This is a genomic window from Lysinibacillus mangiferihumi (genome assembly GCF_003049665.1).
Taxonomy (GTDB): domain Bacteria; phylum Bacillota; class Bacilli; order Bacillales_A; family Planococcaceae; genus Lysinibacillus; species Lysinibacillus mangiferihumi.
Window position 1 is genome coordinate 1 of the sequence record NZ_PYWM01000004.1, and the last position, 19848, is coordinate 19848.

The window sequence follows — 19848 nt, forward strand, 5'->3', positions numbered from 1 at the left end:
CAATTGTAACTTGAATTCAGGGGTATAAGTTCGACGTTCTCTTCTCATAAGGTACACGCTCCTAAGGGTTCTAATATTTTTAGTATACCCCTTATGAAAGTTGTTTAGTTAAGTGTAGACCATCCAAAAATACTGAATGCGCTACATCCTTATAATCTACTTATCTATCGAAACATTCAATTCCCCATTAATAAACACGAACTTTGAGTTTCGTGGTTCCTGATTAAAATCAAATAAAACGAAGGATATATTATTATTAGTTATTTTTATACCGATTGTTCGTATTTTTTAATCGAAGAGGCATTTATAAAATAAACTCAACTAAATCAAATTTCAAATTTTTTGAGAAATATTGAATTTCAATAGATTCCTCAAGAATCTTTCTTATATCTGATAACCTGATTTATTTCCACCATGTAAGTGTAATCTGTATTAATTGAAATATACGATTGTTTTTTCTTATCCATAGCTCAAAACTTTCAGAACACACCGCATAGCAAAGAGAGGCGAAGTCACAAATACGGGCAGATATTCCAAATTGTAGACATTATTAAGGTTCAGTTTTACCCTTTTAAATTATTTATATAATTTTGTATAAGCTGTCTGTTTTTCTCGCTTTGAGGTAGCAAACCTAAATGTTGATATTCAAAAATCATTTGTCGTTGAGTCGGGAATATTGCAGAATTAATTATGTCTTCATAATCGTAATTAATTTTTATTTTTCCAGGATACTTTAATGTTAGTGTTAAATTCGTCCATGGGGCTTGATCATTATCAATAAATATTTGTCTTAAATCATAAAATATATTTTGTAATTCTATTAACAAATTGTCATAATTTTTTTCACTCAGTTTATATTTTTCAGGAATATCATGAGAGTAAATAAAATCTTCATTCTCCGAAGTATTAAAATAAAAGTACACTACTCTAGAACCGTCTAATATTTCAGCATATAAGTAAATTTCGTACCAATTACCATCTGGTATCATAGCTATAACATGCTCTGCTATCATAGGATACATCTGATTCATCTGTTGTTCCATACTTGTACTAACCTCCAATTTGTTTTTGTATTGTAACATTTTGTGTCCTACCACCATCATCTCTTTCGGAATACTTACCTCGAATTCGGTCTGTTGCTCCCACATTACTTTGAGTATATGGATTTCTCTTTCCTTTGCCCAGTTGTAAATCCGCTTCTTCACTATTAATATGACCAAATTCATACGTATCATGGAAAAATATGGTTGGCAATGTCGTGTGAAAGTAAAAAACGGAAACTAACAGGACAACCTCACGCTATCGCAGCCAATTTATTAAATCGTGATTTTGAAGCAAGTGCACCCTTACAGAAGCTCGTAACCGATATTACTTACTTGCCAATTGGTCAGAAACAGTTGTATCTTTCAAGTATTCAAGATTTATATAATGGCGAAATTATTGCCTATTCGATCGGAGACTGCCAAGATACAGATTTTGTGTTGCATACGTTAACCCAACTCCATGATGTACCTGAAGGTTGTACGTTGCATAGTGACCAAGGCTCGGTGTATACATCTTATCACTATCAACAAGCTGTAAAGGCAAAAGGCATTACCATGAGCATGTCCCGTAAAGGTGCGCCCGCTGATAATGCCCCAATCGAATTGTTTCATTCTATGTTAAAGTCTGAAACATGCTACTGACAATTTGCGAAATACTACGACGGTCATCGTAGAACAAACTGTCAAAGACTATATAAATAATAATAACCCGAATTCAAACGAAACTAAACAACCCGTCACCGGTTCAATACCGACAATTGGTTGGGTAATGCTTTTTTGATTACTGTCTTATATAACTGGGTCAGTTCCTATAGCCAATCAAGGTTTTTTTGGAGATTAGGATTAATCTCTCTTGATACAAAATATCATAAGTATTCTTCCGCATAAACTTCTGGATTCAAAACTTTGATATCTCAAATTTAATCCAAGTACTCCTCAGCAATTTGTATACTTCTCTTTAAGTTTAAGTCTGGGTATCTTTGATCTAGGCAATATATTAATTCAATAAACTTTTTACTTTGTAAATTATAAGCCACTTCTTCAAAAACCTCACTTAAAAATGAAAGTTCTGTTTTTATACAAACCTTTAAGAAACTCAAAGTCAAGTTTTCATCTTCACTTAGTAAAACAATTAACTCTTCCCATTTCTGCTCAATTCTTGGGTCATTATCATCTAGTAATGCTCGTGCACCTAAGACCGCTCTAACTATTAGGTAGATGTTAACTTCTTCTAAAATTATAATGGTTTTATTCGTTAATAATAACCAAATGCCTAGTTTGGCAATTTTTCTTTAATGTAAGAATGTTCAAGAAAACTAAGCAAACTCTTGGTTAAATATTTTACCTGGTATTGATCTAAATCACTATTGACAATTAACTGACCATTCTCTTTTCTAAGTAATTGATCCGAACCGTTTTCTAAAAACAATAGATTTCCGCCAACTTGTCTCATAAGATTCCCAATAACTTTAAACAAAACTTCTATTCCTTGATAGAAAGTGTTACCAAATAATTGAACTCTAATGCATACATTTACATCTAAATCGTAATGCCTTCTAATAAAAGCTATGTCAGATATATCCTCTATTTCTAGAGCTAATGAAAAATACTTAATCCCAATAACTATTTCTTCTTCACTAATGTGAACAGTTATCTCTTCGTTCACAGACCCAACTATTATACTTCGAATAATTTCCGCCAGGGATTTACAACTTAAATTAGAGCTTAAAAATAATTCGTAATCCATTTATTTCTCCTCTCCAAATACTCGTGTAATTTTTCCATCGTTCACAATAAGTAATTCTTTTAAGTTTTTCAAATCTCCATTTGGATTAGCTTTTCTTTGAATACCTTCAGTAATTTCAAGAATTTTCTCAGATGGAAAATTATCCACATTAAGAACAATTCTTTCTGCCTGTGTTTTTGTTTTATTTGTTATGGTCCTAAGGACATTATCTGTCTTCGTATTTGGTGTTGGAGCATAACAATCAAATACTTTGCCTTCAATGAGAAAATCTGGATTAGATGTTGCTTTTATACCGTGACCATTACCGCCATTTACTTCATTTAACATTTTTATTTCATAGCCCTTATTTGCCAAGAAATCTGCTGTTTCATTCTCTTTCTTAACACCATGTGAATCACCCTTTGTGTATTCTCCTTTTGGCTTACTCCCATTAGGTAATGACGGTTCAGTCAGATTAGTATTACCCGTACCCTTATTTCCCTCAGCAGGTTTACTATCATCTACTGGCAGTTAGAACTATTCGATGGATTATTTCGCCAGCTGTTCCCGTATCCGTTATTCGGCTCATATTCACACCGGCCAACTCCAACAGCGGTGTTCCCAACTGACGGAATTGGTCCTTTACTTCGGCTACTTTGGTTTGGAACTTATCTTTTACGGTGTCTAGCTTTTTAGTGGCTTTTTCTTTTAGTTGGCCTATTGAACCTTTATTCGTGACGGTTTACGGATTAAGGCAAAATTAAAAACGAGTCCAGTGCAGTACCGAACTCGTTATACCCAAGCGCCTAATGAAATAACCGTGTCTAACTTTTAAGGGGTCACTTCATTGCAAGGGTTTTTATTATTCTGAAAAAACGATATGCCATTCGTCTCGCTTGGCTAAAAATTCTTTTGCCAGCGCCTGTGCGCCTTCAAGGCTATGGCTTGCTGCCCAGCCACATTGCACTTCGTTGCATGCTGGAACAGCCGTGGCCTTCGTTACATCTGTAAAAGTTTTTTCTAAAATCGATAGCAATTCATCATAATCATTATGATTAATCAACGATACATAAAACCCTGTTTGACAGCCCATTGGACTAAAATCAACAATGTGATCTGAATAATTGCGGATAATATCTGCCGATAAATGCTCCAAAGAATGGAGTGCTGGCATTTCCATATGCTCTTTGTTAGGCTGTTTTAAGCGAATGTCGTACTTATAAACTTCATCGCCATTTTTCCCCACTTTTACACCCGCTAAACGAACATAAGGGGCTTTCACTTTCGTATGATCTAAATCAAAACTCTCTACATTTGTTTTTTCGCGTTCCATTGCTAACAGCTCCTTTTCTGACAATACTAACTATTATACCTAGTTTTCTATGAAATGTGTAAATTTTTGAAATAGAATGATAATTAAGGTTTGAAATCACTAAAAAAGAAGACAAAACGTCAATTTCGTTTTGTCTTCCCTATGAAAAATATTTTTGCTGGCGTGTTGCGGTTTCTACAATGGAAATTCAGATTCTTGAATATGACTCGGAATGTTTAGAAGCAATGTAATCACAACACTTATTGAGATTAGGATCAACACAGACTTCCATTGTAACTCAAATTCATTCTTTTTCAGCAATATCCTTTGATTAATAAAGTGAAAGAACGAAACAAACAGCAACACAACAACAAACTGTAAGAAAAAATTCATTGTCGCTACCACCCTTTACATGTACAGAGTTCTCACTAATGTTTAACTATTATTTTTATCGTCAGCTATCTTTGTTTGTACAGCACTTAAGGATATTTGAAATATGTTCTGAACACCACTGCTTCGCATATAAGGGTGCGTCTTAAAATAATTTTTAAGACACACCCTTTTCTCTAACTTTACTTTACTAAAATTATATAGTAATTAATACTACTTAACATGTTGATAGCTTGTCACATCTTCATCTAACAAGAAGTTTGTGCCACGTTTTTTCAAAGCTGTACCAAAGAATATTGCTGTAATGATAAATGCGGCTATAATCCCAGTAGCATTCGAAAATGCAACATCCTGTCCGAATCCCATAGTTGGTTCATAAATAATATAGCTGAATACCATACTTGTCATAAATGAAGCTGGGATTGTTGCAATCCAATGGTTTTTACGGTCCAAAAATAAATACATTGCCGCTACCCATAAGGCAATTACTGCTGTTACACCGTTTGCCCATGAGAAATAACGCCATAAAATATTAAAGTCTATTTTCGTTAACACATATGACATGACGAATAATGGGATTGCAATCCATAAACGACTAACTAATTTTGCTTGAGCAAATTTGAAATAATCAGCGATAATCATACGAGCTGCACGAAACGCTGTATCACCTGATGTAATAGGTAGCACGATTACTCCTAAAACTGCTAAAGTTCCACCAATTGAACCAAGCATCAGAATAGATGCCTCGCTTACTACAGCAGCAGGTCCACCTGCAGCCATCATCTCATTTAAACCACCATATCCTCCAAATAGGCTCATTGCTGCAGCCGCCCAAATCATTGCAATAATTCCTTCAGTAATCATCATACCATAGAAAATTTTACGTCCTTCTTTTTCTCTTTTGGTCGTACGAGAAATGATTGGCGTTTGTGTTGCATGGAAACCAGATAATGCCCCACATGTAATTGTAAAGAATATTAATGGAAATATCGGTAATTTAGCAGGATGCATATTCTCAAATGTTAGCTCTGGAATTGGTGAACCTTTTACAATCATACTAATACCAATTCCAATTGCTGAAATCACAAGTAGCGCTCCTAGATAAGGATAGAATCGACCGATAATTTTATCAACTGGAAGTAAAGTTGCTAAAATATAATAGATAAAAATTAACGCTACAATAATACTTATCGCAACTTTGCCATCCATTAAATTATTTATTAGCATTGCAGGTGATGTAACAAACACAGTACCAACTAGCAAGAGCAATAAAAGTGCAAAAATATTTACTACATGTTTCATTGCTTTTCCTAAAAACTTCGCTGCAAGCTCAGGTAAATGGGCTCCTTTATTACGAATAGAGATCATTCCTGTCAAATAATCATGAACAGCCCCGGCAAATATACAGCCAACTACAATCCATACAAATGCAACAGGGCCATATAAAGCACCTACAATAGGACCAAACACAGGACCAGTACCCGCAATATTTAGGAGCTGAATTAATGAATTTTTAGGTGTAGACATTGGTACATAGTCTACACCGTCTGCATTTACATAAGCTGGTGTAGGACGCTCATCTTTAGGAATGAATACTTTTTCAACAAATTTCCCATAAGTAAAATAACCTACAATTAAAATCGCTATACAAGTTACAAAAGTTATCATAAAATAAATTCCTCCTTTTCTTTATGTTCACTTAATTGCAACATCCTCATTGTTATACAACAATTAAAATATACCGATAGGCTACAACAATCGCTTAATTATTATAGTTATATGTAATGTGACTAAAACAAAATCCCTCCTTTTTTATTACTATTTAATATGACTTGAAATACAAAAATATTTCTAAATCAAATGCTAATAGAACATCCCCATAGTTCTTTTGTTTCTAAATGGGGAAATCGATTTCCTGAATATCACCATTATCACCTATATTTAAAAGGATGGTGATAACAACGCTAAGTGAGACTAGTATCAACATAGACTTCCACTGTATTTTAAACTCGTACTTTTTCATCAAAAGCAATTGATTGATATAATGAAAGAACAAAACAAATAACAACACAACAATAAATTGAAATAAATAATTCATCGTTGGCACCATCCTTTACAACATAAGTGTTATTGTTTAGGCTGATATTTCAGCTCTTGTTATTCTATAATTCCCGCTACCTAATAGTTGAACAGAAAGATAAGTATTATATTCTACTAAATATTTAAACGCTTTAAAATTGCCATGACTATGAACATACCAGACACTTGGATCTAGTACATCAATCCAAGTATTATGAGATTCTGAATACACCAGCCCTGTTAGCCTTGCATCTTTTGTAGCACCCATTATTTTTCCATTACTATATGTAAACTCCCCTGCTAAAACATGCTGAAAATTCCAACCTATAGTATTCTTTACATAAGCGCTATAAACTTTCTTTTTGACAGCACTAGCAGCAGTAGTTGTAGATGCTAAAAATTTAGTATTTGCAGCATTATAAGGAGTGGTCAAAAAAGGATTAACTTCATAACTAGTAAAATTCAGTTCTATAAAACCATTCCCAACACTTTTTCTAAGATAAAAACTTTCTATACCATTTGCCAAGTTTTCATTAGCTTGAACTACTAATTCATCAAGAGCTTCATTCGCTTTATCAATTTCTTGAACAGTGGGAAACTCTTCTATTTCCAAATCTTCTACTTCCTTTGAAATTTCCGCTTTGGCTAAAGTAAAGCTTGCATTTGATAATAAAGTTAACAACATAACGATAAATAAAATTGAAATCTTTTTCATCAATTACCTCACCTCTTCTTAGCTTTTGCATTTTTTATTTATAATAAAAAAAAGTTGCGTTTTTTGTAAATATAATTAATTTAATTTGCTGAATTTTTATTATCAGTTAGTGTTTTTTGATACTAAACATTTAAGTTTAGAATTTTAGTTTTTTATAGGGCTACAAATAACTCATTTCAAAATAATTTTAAAAAATTGAGGGCATTTTTACTGTCTCTCATTCTTTTAAATCTATTACTTGCTCCCTTTTAGACAGTTCTATACAGAAATTTTCCACTCACGATTCGCAGATGTGCCTAGGTACTCATCTGCGTAATTAGACTCTATTTCTTTTTGCGGGAATTTCTTTAAATACCACTGTTTCATTAGGACATAGTAAATGATTGCCGATAGAGGGAATCCGACGAAATACATATAATCAATGAACACAATCGCGAGTACACTACTAATGAGCCAGGCAAACATACCTGCCAAGTTTACACCCCCATTGAATGTAAATTGCCCGTCCTGTCTATACAAATCTTTGACATGTAAACGGCGCTTGCGAAGGATGTAGTAATCACAAATAATTACACCTGCTACAGCCGACATAATAGCGCCGGAGTACCCTAAAAAACGGAATAACTGCTCTAAAATAATCCACGGTTGAAACAATGTGCCGACAATCCCCGCCAATATGACACCCCACGTATAAGACAAATGGCAACGTGGAGCCATCCATTTTATATGTGGACAGTAAATTTTGTAAAAGCCGGCTACCTAGCAACTATCAGCTACCACCTTGCAATAATACATCGCAAATTCAATCATTTTCTTTTGCTTTTTTGCAACCATTAAATTGGAATAGTTTCGGGGTATGGCTTAGCTTATTGCTTTATGCAAGAGGAGAAAACATTCTTCGTGTGAAAGGAATGCTAGATGTCGGTGAAACAGGACCCATCATCTTAAATGGTGTCCAACATATTATTCATCCACCGATTCATTTAAGTGAATGGCCAGAAAATATGCAGATTTCACATATTGTCTTTATTATGAAAGATATCCCCACTACGTTATTGAAACAATCATTACTATCCTTCCAAACATTTCTCGGCACGGAAATCGATTTAATGGATGTACATTCCATATAACAGATATTATCAAGATCACCGAAAAATCGTGCTTAGATGAATCCATTCTCTTCCTTCATCTGAGCACCTTTTTTATGCATTTCTTCGAGAAACGTCAACGAAAAAAGCAACCGGTTACCTAAACCAGTTGCTCCTTAAAAACTCCAATTATTTTTGGAATTTGTTCATTTGCGTCATCATTTGGCGTACTTGCTTTTCAGACGGCGTACGACCCATTTGTGCCATCATCATTCGAATCATTTGTTCGTTAATTGGTGGGTTCTCTTTTAAATATTTCATCATAGCTTGACGTGCAAAGTAGAAACCAAGTGCTGCACCAGCTGCTAATGCGATAATTACAATAATAATCCAGCCCCATGTAGGCATACAACCAACCTCCTCCACTACAATATACCGAGAAAAAAACTCTCCACGCTCCATTATACACCAAATACTAGCGTGTTACTATATATTATAGTGAAAAATCCTAGTGCATTGTATACTTCATCGGCTTTAGCCAACCACACTCATTATCTTGTTTATTAAAGGCAATAAAACGCTCACTCATCTTGGCTAGCATTTGAAATAAGTCCAAATCAAGCATGCGTGAGCCTTCGCAATAGACACAAATTTTACGATCTACTAGATAAATCGCCATTCTCCCTTTTATCGGATGTTCTAAAAATAAAGCATTACGCGCTCTTTCTAAATGTGCATATTTGGAATCTAGCTGTGCTTCTAACATGATGGCAATGTCATCGAAGCGAACAGTTTCACATATATATGCGAGTTCTTTTAAGGATTTCTCATTGGCATCTTCACAGCCTTGCATCATCTCTAACAACTTACGCTCTCTGCCGAAAATAAACGTTAAATGCTCTTCTTTTATTTTATATATGGAATAGGTTCTCACCAGAAATCCCCCTTCGCTCAGTTTCTTTAACGTAAGTATAGCGGATTGTCTCTAGTTAATTTGTCAAACGAAGGAGGCAACCATCTTCTATTTTTGTCGAAAACCTTCTACTTTCAGCTTAAAAAATAACTGCTCCGCCTCAAGACCTAGAGGAAAATCCATTTCCAGTCCGTTTTAGATGTTCTCGTAAGCAGGTAACATAAAGGTACAAACGAAAGGAGCTAAAACATATGAAAAAATTTCTTTTATTAACTGGAGGTATTATTGCAGCATGTGTCGCACTTGCCCTAATCGGACCAATTACTGGCCTAGTATTTTCAGTTGCATTTGTTGCACTAGGCATGCACTTCTACATTGGTAGTAAATCGACATTTGCAAAAATTATTTGGTTTACAGTTGGTTTAATCGGTGTACTATCGGCTATCTCTAATATCCCAGCAATGATTGGTCTTGCAGCAATCGCCATTATTTATGTGATTTATAAAAAATGGAATGGCGAAGAAGTGAACATTCCAACAATTGAAGCGAAAGAAGAAGATCCGTTTACAAACTTTGAAAAAGAATGGTCAAACTTAACAAAATAAAAGGAGCGAACTAAAAATGAACTTATTACAACGTTTTAGATACACAATTGAAGCAGACCTACATCAATTATTTGATAAAAAGGAAGAAAAAAATCCTATTGCGATGTTAAATCAATACATTCGTGAGGCTGAAAAACAAACAGAGCAAACAGGTACATTATTAGAGCGTCAGGGCAAACTAAAAGAAAAAATGGAACTGGAGCTTAAACAAAATGCCGATTTACTAGCAAAACGTGAAGCACAACTTCAATTAGCACTTGCGAGTGGCGAGCAAGATTTAATTGATTTTGCTTCGGACGAAGTAGCAGCCTATACAGCTCGTAACCATACATTACAGACAAGTATCGAAGTGAACACGCGTGAATATTTTGAACTTGAACGCAAATTTGAAACAATGAAGCACAAAATTAAAGATATGAAAGTTCGTCAATTACAGCTAATGGGCAAAGAAAATGTGACGCGCGCTCACCATCAAATGGACGGCATGATTTCAAACAACAATAAAACGAATTTCGAAGATTTAGAATCCTATATCGAAAAACTTGCCCACCGTATCGACAAAGATCATGAGGTAACAACTTTTGAAGCACGCCTAGCAGCGCTTGAAAAAAATTCAACTGAAGCTGTTTCACCACTACTCATTGAAAAGAAATAACATGTTATAATAGAAAGAAATGCGCCACATCAAAGCGGCGCATTATTTCTTGTTGTAAAATATTACATAGTAGAAAGAAGGGTGACCCTTTTGCAAAACTTCACAACAAATAAACTCACATTTTGGGTACTATGCTTCTTTTTACTCGTATTTGTAGAGCTTACCATTTTCAATAACGGCGGTGCTTTTTGTTTATTAATCGGTGCTGTCCTGCTCTATTTAAGCTTTTCAAAAAACAAGCGATTTTTAAAATGGACAGGAATTTTCTTTATTGCAATTGCTCTCTTTACGATGTGGAGTTTGCGACTATTTATCGTCATACTGCTCTTATACATGCTCTATCAATACTTACAACGAGAAAACGAACCGAAAATCGTCACATTGGAATTTGATAAGTTGCCGACAACTGAAAATAAACTATTCGGTACAATACCTGCGCCTGAAGATGCTTACAAATGGCAAGATGTACAAATCCAACGACTCGCTGGTGACATTACAATTGATACAACGCAAACAGTTTTACCTGCTGGTTCAAGTCTCGTTACGATTCGACAAGGCATTGGTAAAGTACAGATTTATGTTCCTTATGAAATTCCTTTTCGTTTACACTATACAACGCTATTCGGAAACTTTACATGTTTGCAAGGACATCCACAGCGGCTTCTGAATGAAAGTATCGTGTTCTCAGATGGCAACCCTGAGGATGCAAAACGTACCCTCGTCATTCACGTCGCTACATGGCTAGGAGATTTGGAGGTGCTACGTAAATGATTGCCTTTCTTTCTAGAGCTTTCTCTATATTTTTCATATTGATTGGCGCGGCATTCGGTCTCCTTTTTGCGATTTGGGGTGAACCAAATGAAAAAGTTTGGGAACCTTTGTGGCAACAAGACTATGATAATATTCCATTAGGTGGCGTCATTTTAATCAGTCTCTTTGCGCTTAGTTTCTTTATTGCAAGCTGGATTAGCATGACTGCACGCGCGCGTGAGGCACAAGCAACTCGCTTTGTAAAAGAATTAATCGAGCCTGATTTCGTGTTACCTAAAAAACATGCACTACCGAAGCCATTGAAAAAAGCACTTGTTCAAACGAGCGAATTGATTGATACACAGCGGAAAAGCTTACAGCGCCTTTCCAATGAACGAGCAGAAGCCAATGATAAAGTAATTCAAGAGCGCATTATTGCCGAACGTCAACGACTTGCACGCGAGCTCCATGACTCGGTTTCACAACAATTATTTGCCGCTTCGATGTTACTTTCCGCCTTAACGGAAAGCGATGAAAATGCCAAAAGTTTAAAGCAAGTAGAAAAAATTGTACAGCAGGCTCAGCTAGAAATGCGCGCATTATTATTGCATTTACGCCCTGTTGCACTGCACAATAAAACCCTCGCCCAAGGCTTAGAGGAATTGATTATTGAACTACAACAAAAAGTATATTTTCATATAGAATATGAACTAGAAGAAATAGCTTTAACAAAGGCAGAGGAAGATCACCTGTTCCGCATTGCTCAAGAAGCATTATCCAATACATTGCGCCATTCTAAAGCAACAGAAGTTGAACTACTTCTTATTGCCCGAGACAATCTTGCTATTTTACGCATTCAAGATAATGGTCTTGGCTTTGACGTAGAGGCGGATAAATCGACTTCCTACGGTTTACAAAATATCGCTGAGCGAGCCGTGGAAATTGGTTGTAGGTATAAAATTGTTTCGGTACCTGGAGAAGGTACAATAGTGGAGGTAAAAGTTCCGCTACAGAAGGAGGTTGTTGAAGTTGATTCAAGTATTAATAGTGGATGACCACGAGATGGTACGAATTGGGGTATCTGCCTATCTGTCAGCACAGCCTGATATTACTGTTGTGGGGGAAGCTGAAAATGGCGTCGAAGCTGTTGAACGTGCGCTCGCCCTTCGTCCGGATATTATTTTAATGGACAATGTCATGCCTGTGATGACCGGAGCTGAAGCGACTGTTAAAATACTTGAAGCTTGGCCAGAAGCGAAAATTATGATGGTCACAAGCTTTTTAGATGACGATAAAGTGTATCCTGCTTTAGAGGCTGGTGCGATTAGCTATATATTAAAAACATCCAATGCCAAGCAAATTGCCGATGCCATTCGTAAAACAATGGGCGGAGAAACTGTTTTGGAGCCAGAAGTCACATCTAAAATGATGCACCGTATGCGCTATGGAACAAGTACACCTCTTTATGAGCAATTAACTGAACGTGAAATGGAAGTTCTTTTGTTAATGGCAAAAGGCAAGGCAAACCAAGAAATTGCGGATGACTTATACATCGCCTTAAAAACAGTGAAAACCCACGTCAGCAATATTTTAGCCAAACTAGACGTTCAAGATCGAACACAAGCTGTCGTCTACGCATTCCAAAATGGTTTGGCAAAGTAATTTTTATTAAAGTCGCCAGGTTTGTGGCGATTTGCTATGTTTTTGTGGCGATTTGCTATGTTTTTGTGGCGATTAATGCTGTTTTGATGGCGGTTCCCCGGGGTTTAGTGGCGATTCGCCAACTAGTAACATCGAAAAGATCAAAAAAAATACCGCAGCGCTCAATAAGAGCTTGCGGTTTCTTTTTAATTATTTGTTTGTTTTAATCTATCTAATAAATCAAATAAACTCCAATAACCTTTTATTAAATCCTCATTTGTATTTCCATTCAAAGCAACGCCAAAAGTAGTACCTTTATAATAACCGATAAAATAATCTTGAGCGTGATTTTCAAATGTATTTTGGTACGTGTGGTTAGGAATAATAAAAGCTGAAATAGCTTTGTCTGACTGAACAAATACAATCGGTATAGAGGAATCTAAATAAAATTGAGTATATTGTTCATCGGAAGCTTCTTGTAAATAATCTTTCGTAATCATAATAGCATCAAAAGAATTTTCATTTATTTTATGTAAATCTTGTAACATTATTTTTTTAAATTTTATATTTTTTTCTTTAATTAACAAAGGTATTTCCCCTACAATCCCAATTTCTATAATTTCATGTTTTTTGACGATATTTACTTCTTCATTTGAACATCCCACTAATAAAAATAAAAAAGCAAAGAAAGAAAAAAAGTACTTTTTAATCATTTAAGCTCACCTTTTACATTTTTTTATGCTTTATGATAAAATTTCTTTTAATAATATTATCATATTGAAAGGATTGAGGATAAGCGGGTAGTAAAAAATTTGATGGAACCATCAAAGTAGATTTGGATAACACAGGATATACTTATGTAGTAAATGGTTCTTCTATGAACATGGAACAGTAAGTCATACGGGTCTTCAGTATAAAAGAGTAATTAAATAAAATTAGAGTAGCGCTTGCTACTTTCAGATTGTCGACAAAAGGTATCAAGCAATTCAACGCGGATGCCTTTTGTCTTTTTTACCTTTTTAAGGACAAGAAATATATTTTTACCACATTGAATATAGTCTTCGACAATACCCTTTCCGTTAAGTAGCTTACCATGTACAAGTAGCCAGCTTTTTTCATTGTTGTAAAAGTAAACATCGCCCGCAACGGAAATCAACGGTAGTTGTCATCTATTTTAAAAATAAAAAAAGGACTGTAGACAATCTCGAAAATTTCCGAGTTTGTCTACAGTCTGACCGCAACGCTTAATAAGAGCTTGCGGTATTTTTTATGGAAGCCAAATCTTACAGTGCTTTAACTTTTGCTACAACGTTTTCTACAGTGAAACCGTATTTTTCCATAACTAACTCTCCTGGAGCAGAAGCGCCGAACTTGTCGATTGCAAGAACGTCACCTTCAAAGCCAGTATATTTGTGCCAACCGAATGATGCACCCATTTCGATTGCTAGACGTTTTGTAACAGCTTTTGGAAGAACCGATTCTTTATATGCTGCATCTTGTTTTTCAAAGCGATCCATTGAAGGCATTGATACGACTGCAACGTCCATACCTTCAGCTTTTAATGCTTTTTGCGCTTCAATTGCAAGTGAAACTTCAGAACCTGTTGCAATTAAAATAGCATCTGCTACTTCTTTCGATGCAGGTGAAACAGTGTAAGCACCTTTTGCTACACCTTCACGAACTGTTTCGATTGGCGCGTCAAGCACTGGTAAGTTTTGACGAGATAATACTAAAACAGTCGGTGTTTTTTCAGATGCTACTGCAAGCTCCCATGCTACTGCTGATTCGTTCGCATCTGCTGGACGAACAACAGAAAGATTTGGCATTGCACGTAATGAAGCTAAGTGTTCGATTGGTTCATGTGTTGGACCATCTTCCCCTACAGCGATTGAGTCATGTGTGAATACATATGTCACAGGAAGACCCATTAATGCAGAAAGACGTACAGCTGGACGTACATAATCAGAGAATACGAAGAATGTACCACCAAAGACGTTTAGACCGCCGTGAAGCGCCATACCGTTCATTGCCGCGCCCATAGCGAATTCACGGACACCAAACCAAATATTGCGACCTGCATAGTCATCTGCAGAGAAGTCGCCTGCGCCCTTCATCGTCGTTTTGTTAGAGCCAGCAAGGTCGGCTGAACCACCGAAGAATGATGGTGTTTTTTTGGCAATTGCATTGATTGCATCGCCTGATGAAGAACGTGTTGCCACAGATTTACCTGCTTCATACACTGGTAATTCTGAAGCGAAATCCTCAGGTAGTTTCCCATTCATTGCATTTTCAAATTGCGCTGCTAATTCAGGGAACTCAGCTTTGTATGCTGCGAACTTTTCATTCCAAGCTGCTTCTGGCTGTGCACCTTGCACTTCAGCTGCTGCATTAAATGTATCATATACTTCAGATGGAATTTGGAATGGCTCATGTGTCCATTCGTAAGCCGCTTTTGTTAAGACAACTTCATCCGTACCTAGTGGCGCACCGTGAGAATCTGATTTTCCTGATTTGTTTGGTGAACCGAAACCGATGACTGTTTTCACTTCAATCAGTGTTGGCTTACCAGAAGATTTTTTCGCTTCTTCAATAGCTTGGTTAACAGCTTCTACATCTGTACCGTCAGCCACTTTTAAATAGTTCCAGCCATATGACTCAAAACGTTTTTGTACGTTTTCTGAGAATGATTTTTCTAAATCACCATCTAATGAAATATCATTTGAATCGTATAACACGATTAATTTTTCAAGTTTTAAATGTCCAGCTAATGAAATCGCTTCAGCCGCAACACCTTCCATTAAGTCGCCGTCGCCACAAAGCGCAAATGTATAGTGATCGACAATTTCATGTCCTGGTTTATTATAAGTCGCTGCTAAATGACGCTCTGCCATTGCCATACCAACTGTCATCGCAATCCCTTGTCCAAGTGGACCTGTTGTTGCCTCTACCCCAACCGTATGGCCGTATTCTGGATGTCCTGGAGTTAATGAATCCCATTGACGGAAGTTTTGAATCTCTTCCATTGGTAGGCCGTAACCGCCAAGGTGAAGTAGGCTATATAAAAGCATAGAGCCATGACCTGCTGAAAGTACGAAACGATCGCGGTTATACCATTTTGGATTTGCCGGATTATGGCGAAGTTGTTTTGTCCAAAGCGTATAAGCCATTGGCGCTGCCCCCATTGGTAAGCCTGGGTGACCTGAATTTGCTTTTTCAATTGCATCAATTGACAATGTTCGGATAGCATTAATCGCTAGTTGGTCCGCATGTTGAGTCATTATGTTGTGACATCCTTTCTCGTCCTATATATTGTTCTACTACAGTTTAGTCAACATTGTCCTAGAAAACAATGCTTTTGTTATACTATTTGAGATTTATGACATACTTTATCATCATTCTGTAACTTAGACATAGCAATGATAGAAATAATGACAAAATTACTGCCTATTTTGGAGGAAGGTTTAACAAATAAAAAAAGAAACCTTCTTCAGTGATGGCAAGGATTTTGCTAGAAATCTATAGTGAAATGTCCACGCGAAATGTGTTTGCTTACATCCTGCATGAAATGTGTCATATTAATTTAGAAATTTATTTTTTTTCGCTTGTTTTACCTTCTCAGGCGTTACGTCATTACCTTCTTGATCGACAACTTTAACATTTTCAATTGTATTGCGCATCGTTGCTCTAAAAGTATCTAAATATTCTTTGCGAAGGGATGTACGCTCTTTCGCTTCTTCCTCCGTTAAACTGCCCGCTTTGGCTTTTGCTGCTAATTCATTGATTCGATTAATTTTTTCTTTGGATAACATCGTTACACACCTTTCAATACCTTGATGACTTCAGTATGCAAAGTATAGCATGCTTTCCCTTAAAATGCAGTTATACCAACCCTTAATCACACAGCTTAGCCACAATTTACATGACTTCCAAATGTTAGTAGTGTATAACTATTAATAAAGAACACATATTGGGGGGAAATAAGGTGAACATTACAACACAGCGATTACATATCCGAAAATTTGAAATACAAGATTGGCAGGCTGTTGTTAACTATATGTCCGATCAAACGGTGATGCACTATATGCCAGAAGGCGTTTTAACTGCACAACAAGTGCGAAAATTTATATCAGATAATCGCGACGAAGCAAAGCATTTCGCCATTGTTTTACAGGAGAAATCACAGGTTATCGGTCATCTCGTATTCCATCCTTACTTTGGCGAACATACATATGAAATTGGCTGGGTGTTAAATCCTGCGTATTATCGTAAAGGCTATGCGTCGGAGGCAGCACAAGCACTATTAGATTACGGCTTCACGGAAATGAAGCTTCATCGAATCATCGCCACATGTCAGCCCGAAAATATCGCTTCTTATCGCGTTATGGAAAAAATCGGCATGCGTCGTGAAGGATTTTTCAAAAAATGTATACCGCATGGTGACGATTGGTGGGATGAGTACTATTACGCTATTTTGCAGGAAGAATGGCAAAGTTGAGCTCTCTACTCCCCTTCAAGACTGTTAGCTAGAATAAAAAAAAGACTAGCAGTGCAAATTATTTGCCTGCTAATCTTTCTTGATGTTCTTGATAGCGCCTATGTACGGTTGCCTTACTAACTTCGAAGCCAAGACCTCTCAGTGTCATGGCTATTTCTTCAAAAGTAAAGCCCCGATTTCGCAACTTCACTATTTCTTCTACAGGTACTTCCTTGCGCTCCTGACCATTTGGATTGCCACGATTGGACAAGTTATTTTCTGGACGATAGCCATTTTCTACTGCTCGACGCATACCGCGGCGAATTTTCGCATTATGAATTTTACGCTGATACTCCTCTACAATCGCTAATATTTCAAGCAACATCGTGTCCATCTCATTTAATTGGACAGGCCCCGCATCACGCATTGAAAAAACATCTGTTTCTGTTTTTTGCAATAAATGGAGTACAGCCATTCGGGCATTCCCACGCCCTAAACGTGTTTCATCTTGCACAAATAATGCTTGAATTTCTTTTTCTTTAATAAAATCGAGCATCTCAAGTAAACCTTCGCGTTCCACATCATAACCACTATGTTTGTCCTGAAAAACCTGTATCACTTCATAGTTTTGTTCCTTGGCATAACGCAGCAATTCTTCTTGTTGTCGTTCTAATGAAGAACTTTGGGTCTCTTTTTCCGTACTAACCCGGCAGTACAGTACAGCCGTTCGTTTTTTATTCATCATTTTCCACTTCTCGCAATTTCAATAGAATTGGTGGGCATCTTATTGTCACCCACTACGGGTATAACGAGTGATTTCCCTGCAACAATATTAACGCTATGTAATTCGTTCTCGGCTTTCACAAGGTTAATCCAGTCATCCGTACCCATTTTACCACGGTATTGTTCGGCTAACGACCATAAACTATCTCCATGCTCTATATGAATTTCAGTGTAGGTAATGTCTCCAGGATCAGTTATAAAAAGATAGCCTGCAAATAAGAAAATTACGCCCAATAAAATTGAAATATGTGTATTTTTTTTAAACCAATTCATGCATCATATCCCCTTTTTAGAATGTTTGTTCGGAATGTATGTTCTTATAATAAAGCGAACAAACGTTTTTGTCAAACACTTTTCGAACCTATGTTTGCATAGGTGTTCGCATTCTGCTATACTATCTAGTAAGAAGAATGATATGAAAAAAAAGAGGTGAGCAATCATGAAAAAAGTTTCGAAAAGACAAGAGGACATACTAGCGTTTATCAAAGAAGAAGTACGCGCAAAGGGCTATCCACCATCTGTACGTGAGATTGGTGAAGCAGTTGGACTTGCTTCAAGCTCAACAGTTCATGGACATTTAGCTCGGTTAGAGCAAAAAGGCTTTATTCGACGAGATCCTACTAAACCGCGTGCAATTGAAATTTTAGAGCCTGAGGATTCGATTCAAAAGCAAAGTGTTATCCATGTACCGCTTGTAGGGAAGGTTACTGCTGGATCACCGATTACAGCAATTGAAAATATCGACGAATATTTCCCTTTACCGGATATTTACGGGACAAGCGAAGATCAGTTATTTATGTTAGAAATCATGGGTGAATCGATGATTGAGGCAGGAATTTTTGACGGGGACTTAGTCATCGTCAAGCAAAAAGCAACAGCCGATAACGGTGATATCGTCGTAGCCATGACCGAAGAAGATGAAGCAACTGTCAAACGTTTCTTTAAAGAAAAAAATCATTTCCGCTTACAGCCAGAAAACGCTACAATGGAACCGATTATTGTAGACCAAGTTTCAATTTTAGGACAAGTTGTCGGCTTATATCGCCGTGTCCATTAATGCATTCTTATACTAATTTTGCGAAAAAATAATGTTCAATAGGAAAGCCACGAAATGTTGATGGGATAACATTCGTGGCTTTTTCATGTGTCCCCAAACTTACATTTAGGAGCGTTTGATGGCATATATCATTAGGTTCATCAACGTGATAACGATTGTTTAATGTTCTTATGTAGAAAGATGATTCTTTCTATTTCTTCAAAACCATTTTTCTTATAAAATTCTTCGGCAGGTATCCCTCTATCTGTAAGTAGTACAATGTTATTTATTTTGTTATTATCGAGTTCTTTAATTAAATGATTTAACAGCGCTCTTCCAATTCCCTTATTCTGCTGTTGTTGTTTTACGTACATTTCATTAATAAAGAATTCATCTCCGCTCCACCAAACTCTATTGACTCCTAAAATACAGCCTAGAATCTCGTCATTTTCTATTGCTAAAACGCCTAAGAATCCAGGTGTCTGATAAAAATCTAATAAATATTTTTTAGCTTGCGAAAATGTCCATTTATCATTCCAAGGCGCATCATTAAATACTTCAATAAATGTTTCGGTACATTTACTTAAATCCTCTTCCACTAATAATTTATATTCCATCACAACTACCCCTTTATTTAA

23 protein-coding genes and 1 pseudogene are annotated in these 19848 nt (G+C 36.4%); 9 read left to right on the forward strand and 15 right to left on the reverse strand.

Annotation, left to right across the window (positions count from 1 at the left end):
* Positions 1–563: 563 nt before the first annotated feature.
* Complete coding sequence (locus tag C9J37_RS05220; RefSeq protein WP_107894718.1) at positions 564–1043, reverse strand: antitoxin YezG family protein; 480 nt, start codon at positions 1041–1043, stop codon at positions 564–566.
* A 163-nt stretch (positions 1044–1206) separates the two neighbouring features.
* Here C9J37_RS05220 and C9J37_RS05225 point away from each other — a divergent pair.
* A pseudogene (locus C9J37_RS05225) lies at positions 1207–1813 on the forward strand (IS3 family transposase); the annotation flags it as partial.
* Positions 1814–2316: 503 nt separating this feature from the next.
* Here the strand turns inward: C9J37_RS05225 and C9J37_RS05235 are convergent.
* The 6 genes from C9J37_RS05235 to C9J37_RS05270 form a co-directional block, all read right to left on the reverse strand.
* On the reverse strand, positions 2317–2790 hold the full coding sequence (locus C9J37_RS05235; protein ID WP_107894547.1) for a hypothetical protein: 474 nt from the start codon (positions 2788–2790) through the stop codon (positions 2317–2319).
* On the reverse strand, positions 2791–3144 hold the full coding sequence (locus C9J37_RS05240) for a CdiA C-terminal domain-containing protein (RefSeq protein ID WP_235617032.1): 354 nt from the start codon (positions 3142–3144) through the stop codon (positions 2791–2793). It abuts the gene before it with no gap.
* Positions 3145–3631: 487 nt separating this feature from the next.
* Positions 3632–4102 carry an S-ribosylhomocysteine lyase gene (locus C9J37_RS05245; RefSeq protein WP_107894548.1) on the reverse strand — a complete coding sequence of 157 codons (471 nt, stop codon included), beginning with the start codon at positions 4100–4102 and terminating at the stop codon, positions 3632–3634.
* Positions 4103–4684: 582 nt separating this feature from the next.
* Entirely contained in the window at positions 4685–6139 is a 1455-nt protein-coding gene (locus C9J37_RS05255) for a carbon starvation CstA family protein (protein ID WP_107894550.1), read from the reverse strand.
* Between the two features lie 466 nt (positions 6140–6605).
* Positions 6606–7268 (reverse strand): hypothetical protein, encoded by a 663-nt coding sequence (locus C9J37_RS05265; RefSeq protein WP_153063482.1) that lies wholly within the window; start codon positions 7266–7268, stop codon positions 6606–6608.
* 255 nt (positions 7269–7523) lie between these two features.
* Positions 7524–7982, reverse strand: coding sequence for a cytosine permease (locus tag C9J37_RS05270; protein ID WP_107894552.1), 459 nt, complete (start codon positions 7980–7982; stop codon positions 7524–7526).
* 11 nt (positions 7983–7993) lie between these two features.
* Between C9J37_RS05270 and C9J37_RS05275 the strand changes: the two genes are divergently transcribed.
* Complete coding sequence (locus C9J37_RS05275) at positions 7994–8395, forward strand: CobW C-terminal domain-containing protein (RefSeq protein ID WP_167397260.1); 402 nt, start codon at positions 7994–7996, stop codon at positions 8393–8395.
* Positions 8396–8542: 147 nt separating this feature from the next.
* Here the strand turns inward: C9J37_RS05275 and C9J37_RS05280 are convergent, their stop codons facing one another.
* A complete protein-coding gene (locus tag C9J37_RS05280) occupies positions 8543–8761 on the reverse strand; it encodes a YneF family protein (protein WP_024361518.1) in 219 nt (72 codons plus the stop codon).
* A 100-nt stretch (positions 8762–8861) separates the two neighbouring features.
* Positions 8862–9287, reverse strand: a complete 426-nt coding sequence (gene sirA / locus C9J37_RS05285) for a sporulation inhibitor of replication protein SirA (protein ID WP_107894554.1) — start codon at positions 9285–9287, stop codon at positions 8862–8864.
* Between the two features lie 230 nt (positions 9288–9517).
* On the opposite strand from sirA, the gene C9J37_RS05290 reads away from it, so the two are divergent.
* The 5 genes from C9J37_RS05290 (at position 9518) to C9J37_RS05310 (ending at position 12938) form a co-directional block, all read left to right on the forward strand.
* A complete protein-coding gene (locus C9J37_RS05290; protein WP_069510948.1) occupies positions 9518–9871 on the forward strand; it encodes a lmo0954 family membrane protein in 354 nt (117 codons plus the stop codon).
* A 16-nt stretch (positions 9872–9887) separates the two neighbouring features.
* Entirely contained in the window at positions 9888–10526 is a 639-nt protein-coding gene (locus C9J37_RS05295) for a PspA/IM30 family protein (RefSeq protein ID WP_107894555.1), read from the forward strand.
* Positions 10527–10607: 81 nt separating this feature from the next.
* Positions 10608–11297, forward strand: coding sequence for a cell wall-active antibiotics response protein LiaF (gene liaF, locus C9J37_RS05300; RefSeq protein ID WP_235617034.1), 690 nt, complete (start codon positions 10608–10610; stop codon positions 11295–11297).
* Positions 11294–12331, forward strand: a complete 1038-nt coding sequence (locus C9J37_RS05305; protein WP_107894557.1) for a sensor histidine kinase — start codon at positions 11294–11296, stop codon at positions 12329–12331. The genes liaF and C9J37_RS05305 overlap by 4 nt, the downstream gene beginning before the upstream one ends.
* The gene (locus C9J37_RS05310) at positions 12306–12938 is read left to right on the forward strand and encodes a response regulator transcription factor (RefSeq protein ID WP_107894558.1); all 633 of its coding nucleotides are present in this window, start codon (positions 12306–12308) and stop codon (positions 12936–12938) included. The genes C9J37_RS05305 and C9J37_RS05310 overlap by 26 nt, the downstream gene beginning before the upstream one ends.
* Before the next feature lie 185 nt (positions 12939–13123).
* Here C9J37_RS05310 and C9J37_RS05315 read toward each other — a convergent pair whose 3' ends face one another.
* From C9J37_RS05315 to C9J37_RS05330, 3 genes are all read right to left on the reverse strand, one after another.
* Positions 13124–13630: a hypothetical protein gene (locus tag C9J37_RS05315; protein WP_107894559.1), complete on the reverse strand. Its 507-nt coding sequence runs from the start codon at positions 13628–13630 to the stop codon at positions 13124–13126.
* A gap of 570 nt (positions 13631–14200) precedes the next feature.
* Positions 14201–16195 (reverse strand): transketolase, encoded by a 1995-nt coding sequence (gene tkt / locus C9J37_RS05325; RefSeq protein WP_107894561.1) that lies wholly within the window; start codon positions 16193–16195, stop codon positions 14201–14203.
* 297 nt (positions 16196–16492) lie between these two features.
* The gene (locus C9J37_RS05330) at positions 16493–16726 is read right to left on the reverse strand and encodes a DUF896 domain-containing protein (RefSeq protein WP_024361527.1); all 234 of its coding nucleotides are present in this window, start codon (positions 16724–16726) and stop codon (positions 16493–16495) included.
* 173 nt (positions 16727–16899) lie between these two features.
* On the opposite strand from C9J37_RS05330, the gene C9J37_RS05335 reads away from it, so the two are divergent.
* Positions 16900–17412, forward strand: a complete 513-nt coding sequence (locus C9J37_RS05335) for a GNAT family N-acetyltransferase (protein ID WP_107894562.1) — start codon at positions 16900–16902, stop codon at positions 17410–17412.
* A gap of 58 nt (positions 17413–17470) precedes the next feature.
* On the opposite strand, the gene C9J37_RS05340 is transcribed toward C9J37_RS05335, so the two are convergent.
* Positions 17471–18136 carry a YneB family resolvase-like protein gene (locus C9J37_RS05340; protein WP_107894563.1) on the reverse strand — a complete coding sequence of 222 codons (666 nt, stop codon included), beginning with the start codon at positions 18134–18136 and terminating at the stop codon, positions 17471–17473.
* Positions 18133–18447, reverse strand: a complete 315-nt coding sequence (gene yneA, locus C9J37_RS05345; protein WP_024361530.1) for a cell division suppressor protein YneA — start codon at positions 18445–18447, stop codon at positions 18133–18135. The genes C9J37_RS05340 and yneA overlap by 4 nt, the downstream gene beginning before the upstream one ends.
* 166 nt (positions 18448–18613) lie before the next feature.
* Here yneA and lexA point away from each other — a divergent pair, with 166 nt between their 5' ends.
* Positions 18614–19231: a transcriptional repressor LexA gene (gene lexA / locus C9J37_RS05350; protein WP_024361531.1), complete on the forward strand. Its 618-nt coding sequence runs from the start codon at positions 18614–18616 to the stop codon at positions 19229–19231.
* A gap of 140 nt (positions 19232–19371) precedes the next feature.
* Here lexA and C9J37_RS05355 read toward each other — a convergent pair whose 3' ends face one another.
* A complete protein-coding gene (locus tag C9J37_RS05355) occupies positions 19372–19827 on the reverse strand; it encodes a GNAT family N-acetyltransferase (protein ID WP_107894564.1) in 456 nt (151 codons plus the stop codon).
* Between the last annotated feature and the right edge of the window lie 21 nt (positions 19828–19848).

Excerpts from the sequence above, each read along its gene's own strand:
- C9J37_RS05235 (WP_107894547.1), bottom strand. The coding sequence starts at position 2,790 with ATGGATTACGAATTATTTTTAAGCTCTAATTTAAGTTGTAAATCCCTG.
- C9J37_RS05305 (WP_107894557.1), top strand. The coding sequence starts at position 11,294 with ATGATTGCCTTTCTTTCTAGAGCTTTCTCTATATTTTTCATATTGATT.
- C9J37_RS05220 (WP_107894718.1), bottom strand. The coding sequence starts at position 1,043 with ATGGAACAACAGATGAATCAGATGTATCCTATGATAGCAGAGCATGTT.
- C9J37_RS05270 (WP_107894552.1), bottom strand. The coding sequence starts at position 7,982 with ATGGCTCCACGTTGCCATTTGTCTTATACGTGGGGTGTCATATTGGCG.
- C9J37_RS05330 (WP_024361527.1), bottom strand. The coding sequence starts at position 16,726 with ATGTTATCCAAAGAAAAAATTAATCGAATCAATGAATTAGCAGCAAAA.
- C9J37_RS05340 (WP_107894563.1), bottom strand. The coding sequence starts at position 18,136 with ATGATGAATAAAAAACGAACGGCTGTACTGTACTGCCGGGTTAGTACG.
- tkt (WP_107894561.1), bottom strand. The coding sequence starts at position 16,195 with ATGACTCAACATGCGGACCAACTAGCGATTAATGCTATCCGAACATTG.
- yneA (WP_024361530.1), bottom strand. The coding sequence starts at position 18,447 with ATGAATTGGTTTAAAAAAAATACACATATTTCAATTTTATTGGGCGTA.
- C9J37_RS05245 (WP_107894548.1), bottom strand. The coding sequence starts at position 4,102 with ATGGAACGCGAAAAAACAAATGTAGAGAGTTTTGATTTAGATCATACG.
- C9J37_RS05315 (WP_107894559.1), bottom strand. The coding sequence starts at position 13,630 with ATGATTAAAAAGTACTTTTTTTCTTTCTTTGCTTTTTTATTTTTATTA.
- C9J37_RS05280 (WP_024361518.1), bottom strand. The coding sequence starts at position 8,761 with ATGCCTACATGGGGCTGGATTATTATTGTAATTATCGCATTAGCAGCT.
- C9J37_RS05355 (WP_107894564.1), bottom strand. The coding sequence starts at position 19,827 with ATGGAATATAAATTATTAGTGGAAGAGGATTTAAGTAAATGTACCGAA.
- C9J37_RS05295 (WP_107894555.1), top strand. The coding sequence starts at position 9,888 with ATGAACTTATTACAACGTTTTAGATACACAATTGAAGCAGACCTACAT.
- lexA (WP_024361531.1), top strand. The coding sequence starts at position 18,614 with ATGAAAAAAGTTTCGAAAAGACAAGAGGACATACTAGCGTTTATCAAA.
- C9J37_RS05290 (WP_069510948.1), top strand. The coding sequence starts at position 9,518 with ATGAAAAAATTTCTTTTATTAACTGGAGGTATTATTGCAGCATGTGTC.
- C9J37_RS05255 (WP_107894550.1), bottom strand. The coding sequence starts at position 6,139 with ATGATAACTTTTGTAACTTGTATAGCGATTTTAATTGTAGGTTATTTT.